The organism is Pseudomonas sp. TWR2-1-1 (genome assembly GCF_049897045.1).
In the GTDB taxonomy this organism is placed as follows: domain Bacteria; phylum Pseudomonadota; class Gammaproteobacteria; order Pseudomonadales; family Pseudomonadaceae; genus Aquipseudomonas; species Aquipseudomonas versuta.
On record NZ_JAFCVM010000002.1, the window covers coordinates 506,381 to 528,581 of the forward strand.

18 protein-coding genes are annotated in these 22,201 nt (G+C 58.6%); 6 read left to right on the forward strand and 12 right to left on the reverse strand.

Going from position 1 to position 22,201, the window contains the following annotated elements; translation table 11 throughout:
* Positions 1–36: 36 nt before the first annotated feature.
* Both ACP7BO_RS07270 and purL read right to left on the reverse strand, forming a co-directional pair.
* Positions 37–348: an NGG1p interacting factor NIF3 gene (locus ACP7BO_RS07270; protein WP_397454664.1), complete on the reverse strand. Its 312-nt coding sequence runs from the start codon at positions 346–348 to the stop codon at positions 37–39.
* Between the two features lie 4 nt (positions 349–352).
* A complete protein-coding gene (gene purL / locus ACP7BO_RS07275) occupies positions 353–4,249 on the reverse strand; it encodes a phosphoribosylformylglycinamidine synthase (RefSeq protein WP_426209335.1) in 3,897 nt (1,298 codons plus the stop codon).
* Positions 4,250–4,534: 285 nt separating this feature from the next.
* Between purL and mltF the strand changes: the two genes are divergently transcribed.
* On the forward strand, positions 4,535–5,992 hold the full coding sequence (mltF, locus tag ACP7BO_RS07280; protein WP_060694887.1) for a membrane-bound lytic murein transglycosylase MltF: 1,458 nt from the start codon (positions 4,535–4,537) through the stop codon (positions 5,990–5,992).
* Between the two features lie 166 nt (positions 5,993–6,158).
* On the opposite strand, the gene pdxJ is transcribed toward mltF, so the two are convergent.
* From pdxJ to lptF, 9 genes are all read right to left on the reverse strand, one after another.
* On the reverse strand, positions 6,159–6,902 hold the full coding sequence (gene pdxJ, locus ACP7BO_RS07285; protein ID WP_426209337.1) for a pyridoxine 5'-phosphate synthase: 744 nt from the start codon (positions 6,900–6,902) through the stop codon (positions 6,159–6,161).
* 43 nt (positions 6,903–6,945) lie between these two features.
* The gene (gene recO, locus ACP7BO_RS07290) at positions 6,946–7,635 is read right to left on the reverse strand and encodes a DNA repair protein RecO (RefSeq protein ID WP_397454667.1); all 690 of its coding nucleotides are present in this window, start codon (positions 7,633–7,635) and stop codon (positions 6,946–6,948) included.
* Positions 7,636–7,855: 220 nt separating this feature from the next.
* Positions 7,856–8,758: a GTPase Era gene (gene era / locus ACP7BO_RS07295; protein WP_010655991.1), complete on the reverse strand. Its 903-nt coding sequence runs from the start codon at positions 8,756–8,758 to the stop codon at positions 7,856–7,858.
* Positions 8,751–9,440 (reverse strand): ribonuclease III, encoded by a 690-nt coding sequence (rnc, locus tag ACP7BO_RS07300; protein WP_060694895.1) that lies wholly within the window; start codon positions 9,438–9,440, stop codon positions 8,751–8,753. The genes era and rnc overlap by 8 nt, the downstream gene beginning before the upstream one ends.
* Positions 9,437–9,604, reverse strand: coding sequence for a hypothetical protein (locus tag ACP7BO_RS07305; RefSeq protein ID WP_157883481.1), 168 nt, complete (start codon positions 9,602–9,604; stop codon positions 9,437–9,439). The genes rnc and ACP7BO_RS07305 overlap by 4 nt, the downstream gene beginning before the upstream one ends.
* Positions 9,605–9,700: 96 nt before the next feature.
* Entirely contained in the window at positions 9,701–10,555 is an 855-nt protein-coding gene (lepB, locus tag ACP7BO_RS07310; protein ID WP_397454669.1) for a signal peptidase I, read from the reverse strand.
* Positions 10,556–10,560: 5 nt separating this feature from the next.
* Positions 10,561–12,360 carry a translation elongation factor 4 gene (lepA, locus tag ACP7BO_RS07315; RefSeq protein ID WP_029612404.1) on the reverse strand — a complete coding sequence of 600 codons (1,800 nt, stop codon included), beginning with the start codon at positions 12,358–12,360 and terminating at the stop codon, positions 10,561–10,563.
* A 162-nt stretch (positions 12,361–12,522) separates the two neighbouring features.
* Entirely contained in the window at positions 12,523–13,584 is a 1,062-nt protein-coding gene (gene lptG, locus ACP7BO_RS07320; protein ID WP_060694899.1) for an LPS export ABC transporter permease LptG, read from the reverse strand.
* Positions 13,577–14,695, reverse strand: a complete 1,119-nt coding sequence (gene lptF / locus ACP7BO_RS07325) for an LPS export ABC transporter permease LptF (protein WP_060694901.1) — start codon at positions 14,693–14,695, stop codon at positions 13,577–13,579. Before lptF ends, lptG begins: the two co-directional genes overlap by 8 nt.
* A gap of 318 nt (positions 14,696–15,013) precedes the next feature.
* Between lptF and ACP7BO_RS07330 the strand changes: the two genes are divergently transcribed.
* From ACP7BO_RS07330 to rlmF, 5 genes are all read left to right on the forward strand, one after another.
* Positions 15,014–16,504 carry a leucyl aminopeptidase gene (locus ACP7BO_RS07330; protein WP_397454671.1) on the forward strand — a complete coding sequence of 497 codons (1,491 nt, stop codon included), beginning with the start codon at positions 15,014–15,016 and terminating at the stop codon, positions 16,502–16,504.
* A gap of 63 nt (positions 16,505–16,567) precedes the next feature.
* Positions 16,568–17,008, forward strand: a complete 441-nt coding sequence (locus ACP7BO_RS07335; protein ID WP_397454673.1) for a DNA polymerase III subunit chi — start codon at positions 16,568–16,570, stop codon at positions 17,006–17,008.
* A gap of 7 nt (positions 17,009–17,015) precedes the next feature.
* A complete protein-coding gene (locus ACP7BO_RS07340) occupies positions 17,016–17,408 on the forward strand; it encodes a DNA polymerase III subunit chi (RefSeq protein WP_060694908.1) in 393 nt (130 codons plus the stop codon).
* A 181-nt stretch (positions 17,409–17,589) separates the two neighbouring features.
* Complete coding sequence (locus tag ACP7BO_RS07345) at positions 17,590–20,436, forward strand: valine--tRNA ligase (protein ID WP_397454675.1); 2,847 nt, start codon at positions 17,590–17,592, stop codon at positions 20,434–20,436.
* A gap of 144 nt (positions 20,437–20,580) precedes the next feature.
* Positions 20,581–21,597, forward strand: a complete 1,017-nt coding sequence (gene rlmF / locus ACP7BO_RS07350) for a 23S rRNA (adenine(1618)-N(6))-methyltransferase RlmF (RefSeq protein WP_060694912.1) — start codon at positions 20,581–20,583, stop codon at positions 21,595–21,597.
* A gap of 166 nt (positions 21,598–21,763) precedes the next feature.
* Here the strand turns inward: rlmF and ACP7BO_RS07355 are convergent, their stop codons facing one another.
* Entirely contained in the window at positions 21,764–22,045 is a 282-nt protein-coding gene (locus ACP7BO_RS07355) for an HU family DNA-binding protein (protein ID WP_003440137.1), read from the reverse strand.
* Between the last annotated feature and the right edge of the window lie 156 nt (positions 22,046–22,201).

Here is a 22,201-nt window from a genome sequence, read left to right on the forward strand (position 1 = left end):
GAGGCAAGCTCGCTCCTACAGGTTGGTGTTTGGGTGTTACAAATCCGCCAGACGCCACACTTCATAAGCAGGCGTTTCATAGGGGTGGCTGTGCTTGAGCGCAGCCACTGCCCCATGAATCAGATCATCGGCAACGACCAGCTCAACCTTCCATTCCCCAACGTATTCGACCTGACCGGTTTGCCCGATAAACGGCTGACTGCCGTCCAGCGCGCGAAACTGGCCCTGGCCCAATACCTGCCAGGCGCAGTGGTCATAGTTACCGATCCGTCCGCCACCGGCAGCGAATACAGCATCCTTGACCACTTCGACGTGGCTTGGGGGAACGAAGAAGCTGAGCTTGTACATGCCCTTAGTCGACCCACACACGTGCGTTGCGGAACATGCGCAACCACGGTGCATCTTCGTTCCACTCTTCAGGACGCCATGAGTTCTGCACGGCGCGGAATACCCGCTCCGGGTGCGGCATCATGATTGTCACGCGGCCGTCGCGGCTGGTGAGACCGGTAATCCCGCGCGGCGAGCCGTTCGGGTTGGCCGGGTAGCTCTCGGTAACCTTGCCGTGGTTGTCGACGAAGCGCAGTGCCACGCAACCCGACAGGTCGGCTTGCAGCAGGGCTTCAGGGCTGGCGAACTCGGCATGGCCTTCACCGTGGGCAATGGCGATTGGCATGCGCGAACCGGCCATCCCCTGCAAGAAGATCGAGTTCGACTCCTGCACCTGAACCATTGCCACACGGGCTTCGAACTGCTCGGAACGGTTACGCACAAAGTGCGGCCAGAACTCGCTGCCCGGGACCAGTTCGCTAAGGTTGGACATCATCTGGCAACCGTTGCAAACACCCAGGGTGAAGCTGTCGCTACGCTCTAAGAAGCCCTGGAACGCATCACGTGCACGGGCGTTGAACAGGGCCGACTTGGCCCAGCCTTCACCGGCACCCAGTACGTCACCGTAGGAGAAGCCGCCGCAGGCAACCATGCCCTTGAAGTCATTCAGGTCGACACGGCCGGCCAGAATGTCGCTCATGTGGACATCCACCGCGTTGAAACCGGCACGGTCAAACGCCGCCGCCATTTCAACCTGACCGTTGACACCCTGCTCACGCAGTACGGCAACCTGTGGGCGAATGCCTTTCTTGATGTATGGCGCGCTGATGTTTTCGTTGACATCAAAGCTCAGCTGAACGCTCAGGCCCGGATTGTCTTCTTCCAGCAGCACGTCGAACTCTTGCTGGGCGCAGTCTGCGTTGTCACGCATACGCTGGATCTGGAAGCTGGTTTCAGCCCACTGACGCTGCAGCAGAGGACGCTGACCGGCGAAAACAGTCTCGCCATTGAAGGTGATCGTCACGTCTTCGCAGTTGCGCGGCTGACCAATCACCGACACGCATTCGCCCAGACCGGCCGCGCTGAACTGTGCGAGCACGTCAGCGGTAGCGTCCTGACGCACCTGAACCACCGCACCCAACTCTTCGTTGAACAGGATCGCAGGAATGTCGGCAGCGGTTTCAGCCAGGCCGTCGAGTGCCAGGTTGACACCGCAGTGACCGGCAAACGCCATTTCCATCACGCTGGTCAGCAAACCACCGTCGGAACGGTCGTGGTAAGCCAGCAAATGGCCGTCGGCATTCAAGCCCTGAATCACGGCAAAGAAGGCTTTGAGGTCTTCTGCGTCATCCACGTCAGGCGCCTGACGGCCAAGCTTGCCGTAGGTCTGGGCCAGGATCGAGGCGCCCATGCGGTTCTGGCCACGGCCCAGATCGATCAGAATCAGATCGGTCAGGCCCTTGTCCATGCGCAACACCGGAGTCAGGGTCTGGCGGACATCGAGCACCGGAGCAAAACCGGTCACTACCAGCGACAGCGGCGAGGTAACGGTCTTGTCAGTGCCTTCGTCGTTCCAGCGGGTTTGCATCGACATCGAGTCTTTGCCCACTGGAATGGTGATGCCCAGCTCAGGGCACAGCTCCATACCGACCGCTTTCACGGTGTCGTACAGACGGGCGTCTTCGCCGGGGTGACCCGCTGCCGACATCCAGTTGGCCGACAGTTTGATGTCGCTGATTTTGCCGATGCGCGAAGCCGCGATGTTGGTCAGGGTTTCGCCGATTGCCATACGGCCCGATGCCGGGGCATCCAGCAGTGCCAGCGGAGTCCGCTCGCCCATGGCCATGGCTTCACCGGTGTACACGTCAAAGCTGGTGGCGGTAACCGCAACGTCGGCTACCGGCACTTGCCACGGGCCTACCATCTGGTCACGCGCAACCAGGCCAGTAATAGTCCGGTCGCCGATGGTGATCAGGAAGCTTTTGCTGGCCACGGCCGGGTGATGCAGCACGCGCTCTACACACTCGTCGATGCTCAGGGTGGACGGATCGAAGTCATCGCCCAGTTCGGCTTCGCGCACAGCAGTACGGTGCATGCGCGGCGCCTTGCCCAGCAACACTTCCAGTGGCATGTCCACCGGGTTGTTGCCGAAGTGGCTGTCGGTAACAGTCAGCTGCGGTTCGGCAGTCGCTTCACCGACCACGGCAAACGGGCAACGCTCACGTTCGCAGATCGCTTTGAAACGCTCGAAATCAGCAACGCCCACCGCCATTACATAGCGTTCCTGGGATTCGTTGCTCCAGATTTCGTGCGGGGCCATGCCCGGCTCGTCGTTTGGAATATTGCGCAGTTCGAAACGACCGCCACGCTCACCATCATTGACCAGTTCCGGGAAGGCGTTGGACAGACCACCGGCGCCGACGTCGTGGATGAAGCTGATCGGGTTTTTGTCACCCAGCTGCCAGCAACGGTCGATGACTTCCTGGCAACGGCGTTCCATTTCCGGGTTTTCGCGCTGTACCGAAGCGAAGTCCAGATCAGCCGAGCTCGCACCGGTTGCCATGGAGGAAGCGGCACCGCCACCCAGACCGATCAGCATTGCCGGGCCACCCAGCACGATCAGCTTGGAGCCCACGGTGATTTCGGCTTTCTGTACGTGTTCGGCGCGGATGTTGCCCATGCCGCCGGCCAACATGATTGGCTTGTGGTAACCGCGCACTTCTTCACCACGGGGAGTCGTGATCGACTGCTCGAAGGTACGGAAGTAGCCGGTCAGGGCCGGACGGCCGAATTCGTTGTTGAACGCGGCGCCGCCCAGCGGGCCTTCGATCATGATGTCCAGCGCGGTAACGATGCGCTCGGGCTTGCCGTACGGCACTTCCCACGGCTGTTCAAAGCCAGGGATCTGCAGGTTGGACACGGTGAAACCGGTCAGGCCGGCCTTTGGCTTGGCGCCACGGCCGGTAGCGCCTTCGTCACGGATCTCGCCACCGGAACCGGTCGCCGCACCCGGGAACGGGGCAATGGCGGTCGGGTGGTTGTGGGTCTCAACCTTCATCAGGATGTGTACCGGCTCCTGTACCGCGCCGTACTGGCGGGTTTCAGGGTCCGGGAAGAAACGCCCTGCCACGCTGCCGACGATGACCGAAGCGTTGTCCTTGTAAGCCGACAACACGCCTTCGCTGTGCATCACGTAGGTGTTCTTGATCATGCCAAACAGGCTTTTATCCTGGCTCTGGCCGTCGATGTCCCAGCTGGCGTTGAAGATTTTGTGACGGCAATGCTCGGAGTTGGCCTGGGCGAACATCATCAGTTCGATGTCGTGCGGGTTGCGACCCAGGCCGTTGAACGCATTGACCAGGTAGTCGATTTCGTCTTCGGCCAGTGCCAGACCCAGCTCGACGTTGGCTTTTTCCAGCGCGGCGCGACCGCCGCCCAGCACGTCGATGGCCGTCAGCGGCTTGGGCTCGGCATGGCTGAACAGGCCGGCAGCCTGTTCAAGGTTGCCCAGCACGATTTGCGTCATGCGGTCATGCAATGCAGCTGCAATGAGTTCGGCATCAGCGTCGCTGAACTGACCGGCCACGTAGAACGCAATGCCACGTTCCAGGCGCTGGACTTTAGCCAGGCCACAGTTACGGGCAATGTCGCTGGCCTTACTCGACCAAGGGGAAATGGTGCCAAACCGCGGCAACACCAGGAACAGTCGGCCGCTAGGCTCTTGGACCGGCACACTTGGGCCGTACTTCAAGAGACGAGCCAGGACCTGCTGTTCATCGCTGGTCAGCTCACCGGTCACATCGGCGAAGTGGGCGAATTCAGCATACAAACCAGTGACAGCCGGAACCTTGAGGCTCAGTTGTGCAAGGAGTTTGCTGTGGCGAAAGGCAGAAAGGGCAGGAGCGCCGCGCAGGATCAACATCTTCGGGACAGCCTCGGGAGGGGTATGCTTTGAGGCCCGGCATTCTAGCCTAAACCATCGCTGACGGCACCCGAAACGGCACACCTGAAGCAAGCCAAAGACGGTTAACCGACCAAAGCCTTATTCTTTATGGCTATCAGAGCTTTTGTGGATGGGCGGTCATGATCTTTAAACCACCTCTAATGCCCCATTCCATAAGGGTTTGGCCGTTTTTGGCAGTTGTTATCAGAATGACCGTAAATTGTCGAGATATGGCACCGGGGCTGCTTTGCGTATACTGCGCGGATGTTTTCTCTAACTGCATTCCGCCAGCGTGGAGCCAGATGGCTGTTCGCAACCGGACTCTTCCTGATGCTCGGCGCCTGCGTTGAAAAACCCAGCACCCTTGAGCGCGTAAAGGAGGATGGGGTACTGCGGGTGATTACCCGTAACAGCCCGGCCACCTATTTCGAGGATCGCAACGGCGAGACCGGCTTCGAATACGAGCTGGTGAAGCGCTTTGCCGATGATCTGGGTGTAGAGCTGAAGATCGAAACAGCCGACAACCTGGACGATATCTTCACTCAGCTGGGCGAACCTGACGGTCCCGTTTTAGCTGCTGCCGGTCTGGTCAGCAGCGAGAAACGCCTGCAGCAAGCCAAGTTCTCTCACCCGTACCTTGAAGTCACGCCCCAGATCATCTACCGCAACGGCCAGTCACGCCCCACCACTGCCGCCGATCTGGTGGGCAAACGCATCATGGTGCTTAAAGGCAGCTCCCACGCCGAGCAACTGGCCGAACTCAAGAAGCAATATCCCGGAATCGAATACGAAGAGTCCGACGCCGTCGAGGTTGTCGACTTGCTGCGCATGGTCGATGAAGGGCAAATAGACCTGACACTGGTCGACTCCAACGAAGTGGCAATGAACCAGGTGTACTTCCCCAACGTTCGCGTGGCCTTTGATCTGGGCGACGCCCGCAGCCAGCGCTGGGCGGTGATGGCCGGTGAAGACAACAGCCTGCTCAACGAGATCAATGCGTATCTGGACAAGGTCGAAAAAAACGGCACCCTGCAACGTTTGAAGGACCGCTACTACGGGCACGTCGATGTTCTGGGTTACGTCGGCGCTTACACCTTCGCCCAGCACCTGCAGCAGCGCCTGCCCAAATACGAAAAATTCTTCAAGGATGCGGCCAAAAAGGAGCAGGTCGACTGGCGCCTGCTGGCAGCCATGGGCTATCAGGAGTCCTTGTGGCAGCCCGCCGTCACGTCCAAAACCGGCGTTCGCGGCCTGATGATGCTGACCCAGAACACCGCGCAAGCGATGGGCGTGTCCAACCGGCTGGACGCACAGCAAAGCATCATGGGCGGCGCCAAGTATCTGGCTCTGATCAAGAGCGAACTGGACGACGATATCGAAGAGCCTGATCGCACCTGGTTTGCGCTGGCAGCCTACAACGTTGGTGGCGGTCACCTGGATGACGCCCGCAAACTGGCCAAGAAAGAAGGCCTGAACCCGAATAAGTGGCTGGACGTAAAGAAAATGCTGCCTCGCCTTGCGCAGAAGCAGTGGTACAGCAAAACCCGCTATGGCTACGCCCGGGGCGGCGAGCCGGTGCACTTTGTGGCCAACATCCGTCGTTACTACGACATCCTGACATGGGCCACACAGCCTCAGCTTGAGGGCGACCAGGTCGCTGACGGCAAGCTGCACATACCGGGCATCAACAAAACCAAGCCCAAGGAAGAGCCGCAGCTCTGACAAAAGGCGCCATCTCGTAGCAGCTGCCGAAGGAACGAGGCTGCGTTCGGCGGCGCAGCCGTCGTGATGCCTGGACACTCAATGTAACTGACACACTCGGGCGCCTGATTTGCGGCGACTACGTCGCCGAACGCAGCCTCGTTCCTCCGGCAGCTGCTACGGGTGTTTAAGCCTTTGCCGCCGCCAGAATCAGTGCCTTCATCTCGGCCACTGCCGACTTGAAGCCAACGAACAGAGCATGCGCCACCAAGGCATGGCCAATGTTCAGCTCATTGATGCCCTGGATCGCCGCTACCGCTTCAACGTTGTGGTAGTGCAGGCCATGACCGGCATTAACGATCAACCCTTGCGCCAGGCCAAATGCCACGCCATCAGCCACACGTTGCAACTCTTCGGCCACTTCGGTCGGGGTTTGCGCATCGGCATAACGCCCGGTGTGCAACTCGATAGCGGGAGCACCGACGCGTTTTGACGCAGCAATCTGCCGCTCATCAGCATCGATAAACAACGAGACTTCACAACCGATTTTCGCCAGACGCTCGACGGCAGCCTTGATCCGCGCTTCTTGCCCGGCAACGTCCAGACCGCCTTCGGTCGTCAGCTCCTGACGGGTCTCGGGCACCAGACAGATATGGGCCGGACGAATGCGCTCGGCAAATACCATCATTTCTTCGGTGACGCCCATTTCGAAGTTCATGCGCGTTTGCAGCACATCCTTGAGCAGCAGTACATCACGCTCCTGGATGTGCCGACGGTCTTCGCGCAAATGCACGGTAATGCCGTCCGCGCCCGCCTCTTCCGCGTCCAGTGCAGCCTTGACCGGGTCAGGGTAACGGGTGCCGCGAGCCTGACGCAGCGTGGCTACGTGGTCGATGTTGACGCCGAGAAGAATGCGATTGCTGGTAGTCACGAGGGCTCTCCTGAAGAGTTGAAGATTCGGCGCATAGCATACCTCAGGGCTTGCGAAACAACTCACGACTGGCCAGTGGTTTACCTGCCAGATGCACCGCCAGTGCCTGACGCATCAGGCGCTTGGCCGCCAGCAATGCACCGGGCGCGCTCCAGTCAGCTTCGGCCATGGCGTGCAATTGCTCGCCATGAAACAGCCCCGGCTGCTGCAGCCATACCCTCTCCAGCCCGGCATCCACCTGCAACCGGTACAGGCCGTCTGCCTCCACCGGCTCGCCATGGATATCGAGCGACAATGAAAAGCCGTAGCCCAGATCATCCAGCAAACGCCATTCAAAGGCCCGTAGCAAAGGCTCCAGCGGCCGGCCTTCAGCCAGCGCCAACAAGGTCGCCGCGTAATGATCGAATATCGAGGGGTGCGGATCTTCAGCAGGTAACAAGCGAATCAGCAGCTCATTAAGGTAGAGACCGCTGAACAGCGCCTCACCATTGAGCCAGGTTGAAATACCGGCGCTTTCCATGCGCCCGACGTTTTTCAACTCACCACGCCCACGAAACTCGATCTCCAGCGGCACAAAGGGGCGCGCCAGTGTCCCGGCCTTTCCGCGCGCACTGCGCAGCACCGCCCGCAGTCGACCTTGAGGCGTGAGGAAGTCCACCAGGGCACTGGTTTCACGATAGGGGCGACTGTGCAGGACGTAAGCGAGTTGCGGGATGGGGGTTTTGCTGGACATGGACAGTTTTAATCCTGAAAACCTAGGGCGACTTCCAGGGAGCCATCGCTGGCAAGCCAGCTCCCACAGGTTTTAAACCGGTCTTGTGGGAGCTGACCTGCCAACCCACACAAGTCTTGAACCAGTCTTGTGGGAGCGGACCTGCCAACCCACACAAGTCTTGAACCGGTCTTGTGGGAGCTGGCTTGCCAGCGATTGTCGCGCCGCGGATGGCAGGCTGTTACAGGTCGCCGTAGCCCAGGGAACGCAGGGCGCGTTCGTCGTCGGACCAGCCGCCTTTCACTTTAACCCACAGGTTAAGCATGACTTTGGAGTCGAACAGCAGCTCCATATCCTTGCGCGCTTCGGTACCGATGCGCTTGATACGCTCGCCCTTGTCGCCAATGATGATTTTCTTCTGACCATCACGCTCTACCAGAATCAGCGCGTGGATATGCAGGGTTTTGCCCTGCTGCTTGAACTCTTCGATCTCGACGGTGATCTGGTACGGCAGCTCGGCACCCATCTGGCGCATGATTTTCTCACGTACCAGTTCGGCGGCCAGGAAGCGGCTGCTGCGGTCAGTGATCTGATCTTCCGGGAAGAAGTGCTCGTTCTCCGGCAGATGATCGGCAATCACGCGCTCAAGGGCTTCGAGGTTATGACCGTGCTGAGCGGAGATCGGGATGATCTGGGCGTTCGGCAGTTGCTCTTGAAGCCAGCTCAGATGCGGCATCAGCTCGGCTTTGTCTTCGATACGGTCGGTCTTGTTCAGAGCCACGATCAAAGGGCCGGTCACGTACTGAACACGCTCGAGCACCATCTGGTCCTCGTCGGTCCACTTGGTGCGATCAACGACAAAAATCACCACATCAACGTCTTTCAACGCAGCCGATGCGGTTTTGTTCATGTAGCGGTTCAGGGCTTTCTCGCCACCTTTGTGCATGCCCGGAGTATCGACGTAGACCGCTTGCACGTTACCTTCGGTCTTGATGCCCAGCATGTTGTGGCGGGTGGTCTGCGGCTTGCGCGAAGTAATCGCCAGCTTTTGACCCAAAATGTGGTTCAGCAGTGTGGATTTACCCACGTTTGGTCGACCAACAATGGCGACATAGCCACAGCGTGTTGCAGTTGAATCAGTCATGGCCATTCTCCACGCCAAGGGCTATCAGTGCTGCGGCGGCCGCTACCTGTTCGGCAATACGACGGCTCACACCCTGACCCCGGCTTTTTTCATTCAATAGGGCAATTTCGCACTCAACGAAGAACATGCGGCAATGCGGTTCGCCCTGGATATCCACCACTTCGTAACGTGGCAGGTCACAGGCACGCGACTGCAAGAACTCTTGCAGCCGGGTCTTTGGATCTTTATTGGTGTCGACCAGGGTCAGAGTCTCGAACTCGCTGGCAAGCCAGGCCAATACACGGTCACGAGCGGCTTCCATGCCCGCATCCAGGTAAATGGCGCCGATCAGCGCTTCAAGGGCATCGGCCAAAATCGACTCACGGCGAAAGCCACCGCTTTTCAGTTCGCCCGAGCCCAGACGCAGGTATTCACCCAACTCAAAACCACGGGCCAGCACGGCCAGGGTTTCGCCTTTTACCAGGCGGGCACGCAGACGGGACAGTTGGCCTTCACGGGCCAGCGGGAAGCGGTCAAACAACGCTTCGCCGGCTACAAAATTGAGGATGGCATCCCCCAGGAACTCGAGGCGCTCATTGTTGCGCCCCGCGAAACTGCGGTGTGTCAGGGCCAGAACCATCAGTTCCTGGTCCTTGAAGGTATAGCCGAGCTGACGCTCTAAACGCTCTAAAGAAAAACTCACGATTTACCCACGCTGAGTTCGTGGCCGAATGTCACCACCGGACCGATATTAGGGATCAGTGATGCTCGTTTATCGCATAGCAAATGGACAGGGAACAGGCTGTTCGCCGCCGTCACACTTAACGCTTTGTTCAAATCCACATCCTGAATACTGTTGACCGGCATGCCTGAAGCAGCACCCCGACCTTAAGAACCGCAGACCCGGGATTTATCCGCAGGCCTGAAAAGCATTCGGCGCTGTTATTAACAGCGCCGTCTTGGCTACTTGATCAATCCAACCCGCGAGAAATTAGGCAGGTTGTTCGTCTTGGGTTCCGGCCAGCTCATCCACACAGCGAAGGCCTTGCCGACGATGTTCTTGTCGGGAACCATGCCCAGTTCGTCTTTGGGAATGTTCGGATCATCCCAATAACGGCTGTCGTTCGAGTTGTCACGGTTGTCGCCCATCATGAAGTAGTGCCCGGCCGGAACCGTCCACTCCTTGTCAGGCGGCGCGCGATAACGGCTCATTTCCTTGCGGATCATGTGCTCGACTTCGCCCAGCTTCTCTTTGTAGAGTTCCGCGCTGCCCAGGGTGCCCGGCTCCGTGCCCACCATCTGCTCGGCAACCAGTTGATCATTGACGTACAAATGCTTGTCGCTGGTGTAGCGAATCTTGTCGCCCGGCAGGCCGACTACACGCTTGATGTAGTTGACCGTAGGGTCGCTCGGGTAGCGAAACACCATCACATCGCCCCGCTTCGGATCACCCACCTCGATGATTTTCGTATCAAGAACCGGCAAGCGGATCCCGTAGGAAAACTTGTTCACCAAAATGAAATCGCCCACATCCAGGGTCGGCTTCATTGAGCCGGACGGAATCTGGAACGGCTCAACCAGAAACGAACGCAACACCAGCACGATGAACAACACAGGGAAGAACGATTTGCCGTATTCAACCAGCATCGGTTCCTTGTTGAGCTTTTCGATTACCTGCGTATCAACCGGCGTAACACTGGCTTGATAGTTGGCAATGGCCTTGCGCCGGCGCGGTGCCAGGAAGACCAAATCGAGCAGCGCCAGCAAACCGCACACGGCAACAGCAATGACCAGCAACAGCGGGAAATTTAGTGACATAGGACCTAGCTATCCAACCTGAGCACTGCAAGGAAGGCTTCTTGTGGAATTTCCACGTTACCTACTTGCTTCATGCGTTTTTTACCGGCTTTCTGCTTTTCCAACAGCTTGCGCTTACGGCTAACGTCACCACCGTAGCATTTGGCCAGTACGTTTTTTCTGAGCGCTTTAACAGACGAGCGCGCAATGATTTGGCCACCAATGGCAGCCTGAATTGCCACATCGAACATCTGACGCGGAATCAGCTCTTTCATCTTCTCGGTCAGCGCACGCCCTTTGTAGTGAGCGTTGTCGCGGTGAACGATCAGAGCCAGTGCGTCAACCTTCTCGCCGTTGATCAAGACATCAAGCTTGACCAGGTTGGCCGATTGATAACGGTCAAAATGGTAGTCGAGCGAAGCATAGCCGCGACTGGTGGATTTGAGACGGTCAAAGAAGTCCAGAACCACTTCGTTCATCGGCAAATCGTAAGTCACTTGTACCTGGGAGCCGAGGAACAGCATGTCGTGCTGAACGCCGCGCTTCTCAATGCACAGGGTAATGACGTTGCCCAGGTGCTCTTGAGGCACAAGGATATTGGCACGAACGATAGGTTCGCGAATATCTTCAATGGAAGACACGTCCGGCAGCTTGGACGGGTTGTCCACGTAAATGGTTTCACCCGTTTTGAGCAGCAGCTCGAAAATTACGGTAGGGGCCGTGGTGATCAGGTCCAGATCGTACTCGCGCTCAAGGCGCTCCTGGATGATCTCCATGTGCAGCATGCCGAGGAACCCGCAACGGAAGCCGAAGCCCAGTGCGTCGGAGCTTTCCGGGGTGTACTGCAGCGACGAGTCGTTCAGCGTGAGCTTTTGCAGTGCTTCACGGAAGTCTTCGAAATCGTCAGAGCTGACCGGGAACAAACCGGCGTAGACCTGCGGCTGAATGCGTTTGAAACCAGGCAGTACGTCAACATCGGGCGTGGAGCTCAAGGTCAGGGTATCGCCCACTGGCGCACCGTGAATGTCCTTGATGCCGGCGATGATGAAGCCTACTTCACCGGCTTTCAGATCAGTGGTCGCCGTGTGCTTGGGATTGAACACGCCCACGCTGTCGACCAGGTGCACCTTGCCGGTGGACTTGACCAGGATCTTGTCGCCCTTTTTCACGCGGCCGTGGCGCACGCGAACCAGGGACACAACGCCCAGGTAGTTGTCGAACCAGGAGTCGATGATCAAGGCTTGCAGCGGATCTTCGTAGTTGCCGGTCGGCGCAGGAATGGTCTGCACCAGGCGCTCAAGCACTTCGTCGACGCCCAGGCCGGTCTTGGCGCTGCAAGTCACTGCGTCCGTAGCATCGATGCCGATGATTTTTTCGATTTCGTCGCGGACGCGATCAGGATCGGCCTGCGGCAGGTCGATCTTGTTCAAGACCGGCATGACCTCAAGCCCCTGCTCGATAGCGGTGTAGCAGTTGGCTACGGACTGGGCTTCTACGCCCTGCCCCGCATCGACCACCAGCAACGCACCTTCACAGGCCGCCAGAGACCGGCTGACTTCGTAGGTGAAGTCAACGTGGCCCGGGGTATCAATGAAGTTCAGCTGATAGGTTTTGCCGTCTTTGGCCGTGTAATACAGGGTAACGCTGTGGGCTTTGATGGTGATCCCGCGCTCGCGCTCGAGGTCCATGGAGTCCAGAACCTGGGCTTCCATTTCGCGCTCGGCGAGGCCGCCGCACATCTGAATAAAACGATCGGCCAGCGTCGACTTGCCATGGTCAATGTGGGCGATGATGGAGAAATTGCGGATATGACTCAAATCACTCACGGGTCAACACTCAAAAAAAGTCGCAGGCAGACTGCCCGCCGAAAAATAGCCGGGAATTGTACCTGATCCTCGCGCCAAGCGTCACGTTCACAGGCCAATGGCCCCACACAAAAAAGCCCCTATCGCGAGATAGAGGCTTTTGATTGCATCAAGAGCGGTTAATTAGCGTGCCCTGCGCAACAGCCAGATACCGGCCAGCGCACAAATACCGGCGGGCAGCAGCACCGCAAACAGCGGTGAGAAGCCAAACACCAGACTGGCTGGCCCCAGCAGGTCTTGCGCAATTTTGAACGCAAAGCCCACCAACACGCCGGTAAACACTCGCTGCCCCAGGGTAACGGAACGCAACGGCCCGAAAATAAAGGAGATGGCCATTAATACCAGCGCCGCCGTAACCAATGGCTGCAACACCTTTACCCAAAATGCCAGCCAGTAACGGCCGTTGTTCAGCCCTTGATCTTTCAGGTAGTGGATGTAACTCCACAGGCCGGTGATGGAGAGCGCATCCGGCGCCATGACCACGGTATTGAGCAACTGCGGACTCAACGAAACATCCCAACGCTCTTCAGGCAACTTGATGACTTCAGTGCTGCGGTCATGGAAAACCGTCGTTGCAACGTCGCTCAACAGCCACTGGTCCTGGTCGAACTGGGCCTTCTTGGCGAAACTCGCCGACAACAGATGGCGCTCTTTATCAAACCGGTAGCGGGTTACGCCCAGCAGCATGCCGTTTGGTTGAACAGCGTTGATATGGATGAACTCTTCACCCTGACGGTGCCACAGACCATGCTTGGAACTTTGTGCGTCACCGCCACCTTGCGCCAGAGCACGGTTGGCCTGGGCAATGGTTTCAGTTGCCGGGGCGACATACTCGCCAATCAGGATACCGGCCAGCATCAAGACCAGCATTGGCTTCATGACCGCCCAGACGATACGACCGGTGGACACGCCGGCCGCACGCATGATCGTCAGTTCGCTGTTGCTCGCCAGGCTGCCGAGGCCGATCAGGCAACCGATCAGCGCCGCTACCGGCAACATTTCATACATGCGGCGCGGCGCTGTCAGCATCACAAAACTGAAAACGTCCATGATCGTGTAGGTATCGGAGACGCTCTTCACCTCATCGATGAACGCGAACAGCGACGCCAGCCCCAGAATGATCCCCGTTACCGCCAGGATCGCCAGAAACACGCTTTTACCAATATAGCGATCGAGCTTAACCACGAGCCATCTCCTTCACGCTACGGCGATTCGCCAGCTTCAAGCGCAACGGCTCCCAGTAAAACAACAACAGGCCAATGATCAGGAACAGGCCATGCACCCACCACAAACCGAGCACCGGTGAAATCTTGCCTTTTTCCAGGGCTCCGCGGACCAGAATCAAAGCAGTCACATACGCCATATAAAGAAGGATGGCCGGCAACAACTTGAGGAAGCGCCCCTGACGCGGGTTGACGCGAGACAGCGGAACCGCGATCAGCGTCACGATAAAGACCAGCAGCGGCATGGAGAAACGCCATTGCAGCTCTGCTTGTGCACGAACATCCGGGTTGCCGACAAGATCCATGGTCGGCATCGCATCGCGGTCGGTCACTTCATCGCTGACATCAGGCTTGGGCAGTAACACACCGTAGGTGTCGTACTTGATGGCGCGGTAGTCGGCCAGGCCCGGGTTACCGTCATAACGGTAGCCGTTATCCAGAATCAGCCAGCGACTGCCGTCGGCACGCACTTCCTGGCGCCCCTTTTCTGCAACCAATACAGTAATGCCACGATCCTTGGCCTCCTGACCCGCAGTCTTCTGCGTTATGAACACCCCGTTCAGGTGGGTCCGGTCGTTGGTCAACTGTTCGGTATAAGTGACCCGCGAACCGTCATTCAATGCCTGAAAGCGGCCTGGTTCCAACGTGTCGAATTCGGTCAGGGCATCTTGCTTGTTCAGCAGCAGCTGAAACTGATTGGCGCCTTGCGGGGCCAGGCTCAGACTCAACCAGGCCACAATCAGGGCGACGATGACGGCCGGCACCATGGTAATACCCAGCAAGCGCTGCTGACTCATACCGGTAGCCGACAGTACGGTCATCTCGCTTTCGAGATACATGCGCCCGTATGCCAGCAAAATGCCCAGAAACAGCCCCAAGGGCAGAATCAGTTGCATAAAGCCCGGAAGACGAAAGCCCATGATCAAGAACAACGAGCTCGGATCCATAGCCCCGGATGCAGCCTGGGCCAGGTATTTGATGAAACGACCGCTCATGATGATGACCAGCAGCACAGCGCTGACAGCGCTCAATGTAAGCAGGACTTCGCGGGACAGATAACGGAAGACGATCAAACCAGACACTCCAGGGTCGTCAGGCTAAGGCGGCCAAACAAGCAGCATAACGAGTCGACACAGGCTCAAATAGATGAGCCGGGCCATTTAAAAAGATGGCGCATTATCCTGTGAATGGCCTCGCCTGTCACTGCGCATGCTCACCCAAGTATTCAAAGCTGCAATATGCGCGCAAGCGAGGGTTGTCAGGCCCGACTGACGGGGTTCAAACTGCCCGCCTTGACGCCCGCCTGGATCACAGGTGAAGCGCCTCATTTATCAGGCAAGCAAACACTGCCGTTTGTGCGCACGTTGACCATTTGATTCAGGGACCCGGACATGGAACTGGTTGTAAAAAGCGTCAGCCCAGAAACGTTGAAAACGGCCACTCTCGTGGTCGCCATCGGTGAAGGCCGCAAGCTCGGCCATACCGCCAAAGCCATTGACGAACTCACTGACGGCGCCATCAGCGCGGTACTCAAGCGTGGCGACATCGCCGGCAAAACCGGCCAGAGCCTGTTGCTGCACAGCCTGCCAAACCTTAAAGCCGAGCGTGTTCTGTTGCTGGGCACCGGCAAGGATGAGGAGATGGGCGACCGTCCATTCCGTAAAATCATCAGCACCGCGCTTAACGTCCTCAAAGGCCTGGGCGGCAGTGATGCCGTACTCGCGCTCGACGAACTGGTGGTCAAGGGTCGCGACAGCTACGGCAAAACCCGCCTGCTGGCAGAAACCCTGATCGACGGCGAATACAGCTTCGACCGCTTCAAAAGCCAGAAAGCAGAACCCCGCGCCCTGAAAAAAATCACCCTGCTGACCATCAAGGCCGCACAGGCTGAAGTTCAGCGCGCCATCACCCACGCCCAGGCAATTGCCAGCGGCATGGCGTTCACCCGCGACCTGGGCAATCTGCCGCCCAACATCTGCCACCCGGTCTTCCTCGCTGAACAGGCCAAGGAACTGGGCAAGGAATACAAAGGCCTGAAGGTCGAAATTCTTGACGAGAAGAAGATCAAGGACCTGGGCATGGGCGCGTTCTACGCCGTCGGCCAGGGCAGCGACCAGCCGCCACGCCTGATCGTGATGAACTACTCGGGCGGCAAGAAATCCGAGAAGCCATTTGTCCTGGTCGGCAAGGGCATCACCTTCGACACCGGCGGCATCAGCCTCAAGCCAGGCGCCGGCATGGATGAAATGAAGTACGACATGGGCGGCGCTGCCAGCGTGTTCGGCACCCTGCGTGCCGTTCTCGAACTCAAGCTGCCGATCAACCTGGTGTGCATTCTGGCCTGCGCTGAAAACATGCCAAGCGGCGGCGCTGCGCGTCCGGGCGACATCGTGACCACCATGAGCGGGCAAACCGTGGAAATCCTCAATACCGACGCCGAAGGCCGTCTGGTGCTGTGCGATGCCCTGACCTACGCCGAACGCTTCAAGCCCCAGGCCGTGATCGACATCGCCACCCTGACCGGCGCCTGCATGGTTGCACTGGGTGCTCACACCTCGGGCCTGATGGGCAACAACGACGAACTGATCGGCCAACTGCTGGAAGCCGGCAAACAAGCCGACGACCGCGCCTGGCAACTGCCGTTGTTCGACGAGTACCAGGAACAACTGGACAGCCCGTTTGCCGACATGGCCAACATCGGCGGCCCTAAAGCCGGCGCCATCACTGCCGGCTGCTTCCTGTCGCGCTTTGCCAAAGCCTTCAACTGGGCTCACCTGGACATCGCCGGCACCGCATGGGTCAGCGGCGGCAAGGACAAGGGCGCCAGTGGCCGCCCTGTGCCCCTGCTGACTCAGTACCTGCTGGATCGCGCCAACGCTTGAAGCTGACAATCGCAGGCCGTGCCGTCTATTAACAGGCGGCACGGCCTCGATTCAGGAATTGCAATGACCCAAGAATTAACCAAAGTCGATTTTTACATCCTTCCCAGCGCCGACCCGGCGGCACGCCTGGACTTTGCCTGCAAACTCACTGACAAAGCCTGGCGCCTGGGTCACCGGGTGTACCTGCACTGCAGCGATGCAGCCCAACGTCAGGATCTGGATGAGCGCCTGTGGCGTTTCAAGGGCGAAAGCTTCGTCCCCCACAGCAACACTGAAGACCAACCCGATGGCGTGATAGTGATGGGCCTGACCGAGGCACCTGCCAGCCATCAGGATTTACTGATCAACCTGGACCTTAAAGTCCCCGAATTCTTCAAACGCTTCGCCCGCGTGGCCGAAGTAGTGGTCGAAGACCCCGCCGTCCGACTGGCCGCACGGGAGAGTTTCCGCTTCTACCGCGAACAGGGCTATCCTCTGCAAGACCACAAGCTACAACGACTCTGAGCACACGATGGACACCTCCAATTCGCCGCAAAAAGCTGCACACCTGCTCGATGATCTTGAATCCATTCGCCAGTTACTGGGGGATGAAAACCTGCAGCCGCCCCTGCTGACCGAGATGGTGGGCGGCGAAGGTGCGCAGGTTTCTCAGATCCCGTTGCTTTCTGAAGTCATCAGCGAGGAGCCCGAATCGGCCCAGATACCGCTGGCCGGCATAGCCCCGGCGCCCAAGGCCGAAAAAGCCCCGGACGCCTTGCTGGTTCATCTGGACAAAGAGCTGCGCACCGCGGCGCAAGCGATCATGCAAGATGTGATCAACGACTTCGCCCCGCACATCGAAACCGAAATCAAACGCCGCCTCGATGCACATATGGAGCGCTTGCTCGCCCAGCATCAGAATTGATGCAGACGCAAACCCCGTAGGAGCGAGCTTGCCTCGCGATCTTTTGATTGTTTAAAAAATCGCGAGGCAAGCTCGCTCCTACAGACTTCCCTCCCCATGCAACCCACAACTCGCCCTCTGCCTCCCGCCCCGCTATACTTGCCGGCTTTCCTGAATTAATGCCAATAGGGTCCCGCCGCGCATGGATAAGACCTACCAGCCGCACGCCATTGAAACTTCCTGGTACAAAACCTGGGAAGAACAGAATTATTTCGCCCCGCAAGGCGCGGGCGACCCGTACACCATCATGATTCCGCCGCCGAACGTCACCGGCAGCTTGCATATGGGCCACGGTTTTAACAACGCGATCATGGACGCCCTGATCCGTTTCCGCCGCATGCAGGGTCGCAACACCCTGTGGCAGCCGGGCACCGACCACGCGGGTATCGCTACCCAGATGCTGGTTGAGCGTCAGATCGAGGCACAAGGTCTGAACCGCCACGACCTGGGCCGCGAGAAGTTCCTGGACAAGATCTGGGAATGGAAAGATCAGTCCGGCGGCAACATCAGCCGTCAGATCCGTCGCCTTGGCTCGTCCGTAGACTGGAGCCGCGAGCGCTTCACCATGGACGACGGCCTGTCCGAAGCCGTGAAGGAAGCCTTTGTGCGCCTGCACGAAGACGGCCTGATCTATCGCGGCAAGCGCCTGGTCAACTGGGACACCAAGCTGCACACCGCTATTTCCGACCTTGAAGTGGAAAACCACGACGAGAAAGGTTTCTTGTGGAACCTGCGCTACCCGCTGGCTGACGGCGCCAAAACCGCTGAAGGCCTGGACTACCTGGTAGTTGCGACCACCCGTCCGGAAACCATGCTCGGCGATGCTGCCGTCGCGGTAAACCCGGAAGACGAACGCTACAAGGCCCTGATCGGAAAGTTCGTCGAGCTGCCACTGGTTGGCCGGCGCATCCCGATCATCGCTGACGACTACTGCGATCCTGAATTCGGTACCGGCTGCGTGAAAATCACGCCGGCCCACGACTTCAACGACTACGAAGTGGGCAAGCGTCACAACCTGCCGTTGCTGAACATTTTCGACAAAAACGCAGCCGTACTGCCTGCCGCCCAGGTGTTCAACCTCGACGGCACGCTGAACGAAACCATCGACGGCACCCTGCCGGCCAAGTACGCCGGCCTGGACCGCTTCGAGGCGCGCAAGCAAATCGTCGCCGACTTCGAAGCTGCGGGCCTGCTGGTCAGCGTCGACGATCACGCGCTGAAAGTACCGAAGGGCGACCGCTCGGGCACCATCATCGAGCCGTGGCTGACCGATCAGTGGTACGTATCGACCAAGCCATTGGCAGAACCTGCCATTGCCGCCGTTGAAGATGGCCGTATCGCGTTCGTGCCCAAGCAGTACGAAAACATGTACTTCTCGTGGATGCGTGACATCCAGGACTGGTGCATCAGCCGTCAGCTGTGGTGGGGCCACCGGATTCCGGCCTGGTACGACGAGTCGGGCAAGGTCTATGTAGGCCGCGACGAAGCCGAAGTCCGCGCCAAGAACAACCTGGGGCCGGATGTTGCGCTGCAACAGGACAACGACGTGCTCGACACCTGGTTCAGTTCGGGTCTGTGGACGTTCTCCACCCTGGGCTGGCCGGAAAAAACCGATGCGCTGAAAACCTTCCACTCAACCGACGTGCTGGTTACCGGCTTCGACATCATTTTCTTCTGGGTTGCCCGGATGATCATGCTCACCATGCACCTGGTGAAAAATGAAGACGGCACCCCGCAAGTTCCGTTCAAGACCGTGTATGTACACGGCCTGGTACGCGACGGTCAGGGCCAGAAGATGTCCAAGTCCAAGGGTAACGTCCTGGACCCGCTGGACATCATCGACGGCATCGAGCTCGAAGACCTGGTAGCCAAACGCACCACCGGCCTGATGCAGCCAAAACTGCTGAAGAAGATCGAAAAGCAGACCCGTGACGAATTCGCAGACGGCATCGCCAGCTACGGCACCGACGCCCTGCGTTTCACCTTCTGCTCGCTGGCTTCCACCGGTCGCGACATCAAGTTCGACATGGGCCGCGTTGAAGGCTATCGCAACTTCTGCAACAAGATCTGGAACGCCGCACGCTACGTGCTGGACAAAGGCGAAGACTGCGGCCAGAACGGCGAAGCCTACGAACTGTCACTGGCTGACCGCTGGATCATCTCGCAGCTGCAGCGCACCGAAGCCGAAGTGACCCGTCATCTCGACCAGTTCCGCTTCGACCTCGCCGCTCAAGCGTTGTACGAGTTCATCTGGAACCAGTATTGCGACTGGTACCTGGAACTGTCCAAGCCTGTGCTGTGGGACGAAAACGCCCCGGTTGAACGCCAGCGCGGCACGCGTCGCACCCTGGTACGGGTACTGGAAGTGGCCTTGCGTCTGGCGCACCCGTTCATGCCGTTCATCACCGAAGAAATCTGGCAGCGCATCGCGCCGCTGGCCGGTGTCGAAGGCAAGACCATCATGCTGCAACCGTGGCCGGTGGCGAACGAAGCGCGCATCGACCAGGCTGCCGAAGATGATATCGAATGGCTCAAGGGCCTGATGCTCGGCACGCGCAACATCCGTGGCGAGATGAACATCGGTCCTGGCAAGCCTTTGCAGCTGTACCTGAAAAACGTCAGCAGCGAAGATCAGCGCCGTTTGACCGAGAACGATGCCCTGCTCAAAAAGCTGGCTAAACTCGAATCCATCACCGTGCTGCAAGACGGCGCCGAAGCACCGCTGTCCGCTACCGCTCTGGTTGGCGAGATGGAAGTGCTGGTGCCAATGGCCGGCCTGATCGACAAAGATGCAGAGTTGGCGCGCCTGGACAAGGAAATCCAGCGCTTGCACGGCGAAGTTGCCCGCGTTGGCGGCAAGTTGTCGAACGCCGCATTCGTTGACAAGGCTCCGGCCGAAGTCATCGAGAAAGAACGTGCCAAGTTGGCCGAAGCCGAACAGGCTTTGAGCAAACTGGCAGAACAGCACGCGCGGATTTCCAGCCTGTAATAACGCTGCGCACCTGATCGCGGGCAAGGCCTACTGGCCTGCTGTTCACTTAAGCGAAAGCCGACCCTTCAGGTCGCGCCGACCTTAAGTGAACAGCAGGGTTTGAGGCCTTGCCCGCGATTGCTTTTGTGGAATGAATTGAACATGACGACCCCACGTACCTCCAAAGCCACACGCCACAAGCCCAAGTCCGCTGCAGAGGCCAAACCGGTCGAGCCGCGCGTCAAGCCCAGCCTGCACCCGCGCAACCGTCACCAGGGCCGTTACGACTTCCCGCAGCTGATCTCGGTCTGCCCTGAACTGGCCGAATTCGTGATCATCAACCCGTATGGCAAAGAGAGCATCGACTTTGCCAACCCGACCGCCGTACGCGTATTCAACCGCGCCCTGCTCAAGGCGTTTTATGGCATTGCTCACTGGGACATCCCGGCTGACTACCTGTGCCCGCCAGTTCCTGGGCGCGCCGACTACGTGCACTTCCTGGCCGACCTGCTGGCCAGCATGAACGACGGTGAAATCCCCCGCGGCCAGAACGTGCGCGTGCTGGACATCGGCATGGGCGCCAACTGCGTCTACCCGCTGATCGGCCATAGCGAATACCGCTGGCAGTTCCTGGGCACTGAAGTCGACCCGACTGCAGTCAAGGCGGCCAAGGCCATTGTGCAGTCCAACGGTCTTAACAAAGCCATCAGCCTGCGCCTGCAGCCTAACCCGCAGAAGATCCTGCTGGACCTGCTGGAGAGCACCGAGCGTTTCGACCTGACCATGTGCAACCCGCCGTTCCACGCGTCCCTGGACGAGGCTACACGCGGCAGCGAGCGTAAATGGCGCGCACTGGGCAAGGCAGATCCCAAGCGCAAGCTGCCGGTTCTGAACTTTGGTGGCCAGGCGGCCGAATTGTGGTGTGAAGGCGGCGAGCAGCGCTTTGTGACCCAACTGATCCGCGAAAGCGTGCAGGTGGGCCGCCAGATCCTGTGGTTTAGCGTACTGGTGTCCAAGGCGTCCAACCTGCCGGCAATCCAGACCGCGCTGAAAAAAGCCGGAGCGCGTGAAAGCCAGGTCGTCGACATGTCCCAGGGCAACAAGCAAAGCCGCTTTGTGGCCTGGACATTCCATGACAAGGATCAGCAGCAAATGTGGCGCGAAAAGAACTGGAAGTAAGCACCCTGTAACCCCGTAGGAGCGAGCTTGTCTCGCGATCTTTTACACAATCAAAAGATCGCGAGACAAGCTCGCTCCTACAAGGGAAGACGGTGTTTTCAGGATTTGCACCCATAAAAAAGCCGCGCTTCGAAGTGATTCGAAGCGCGGCTTTTTTGAATCAGTCTTACTTGTTAACAGCGTCAGTCAGGCCTTTGGCCACAACGAGCTTGATAACTTTTTTGGCTGCGATTTCGATGGCAGCGCCAGTCGAAGGGTTACGGCCAGTGCGGGCAGGACGCTCGGTCACTTTCAGTTTGCCAATACCTGGCAGAGTGATTTCGCCGCCATTTTCCAATTGATCAGCAACGATCTGGGCCAGTTGGTCCAGAGCGTTACGCGCGGTAGTTTTTGGCGCGTCGATAGCTTCAGCGATATCGGCGATCAGTTGGTCTTTAGTAATAGCCATTGAGATGTTCCTTCCCTATCAAATTCATTTGGTTTGCAGAGTGCAATGTCAGCCATCGAGCCAGATCTCAAGGGTCTGGCACACCCGCCAGCTTTCACGACGAATCGCGGATGTAGATAGCTAAAACGGGGTTTGGTTCGACCTGACATATGCTGA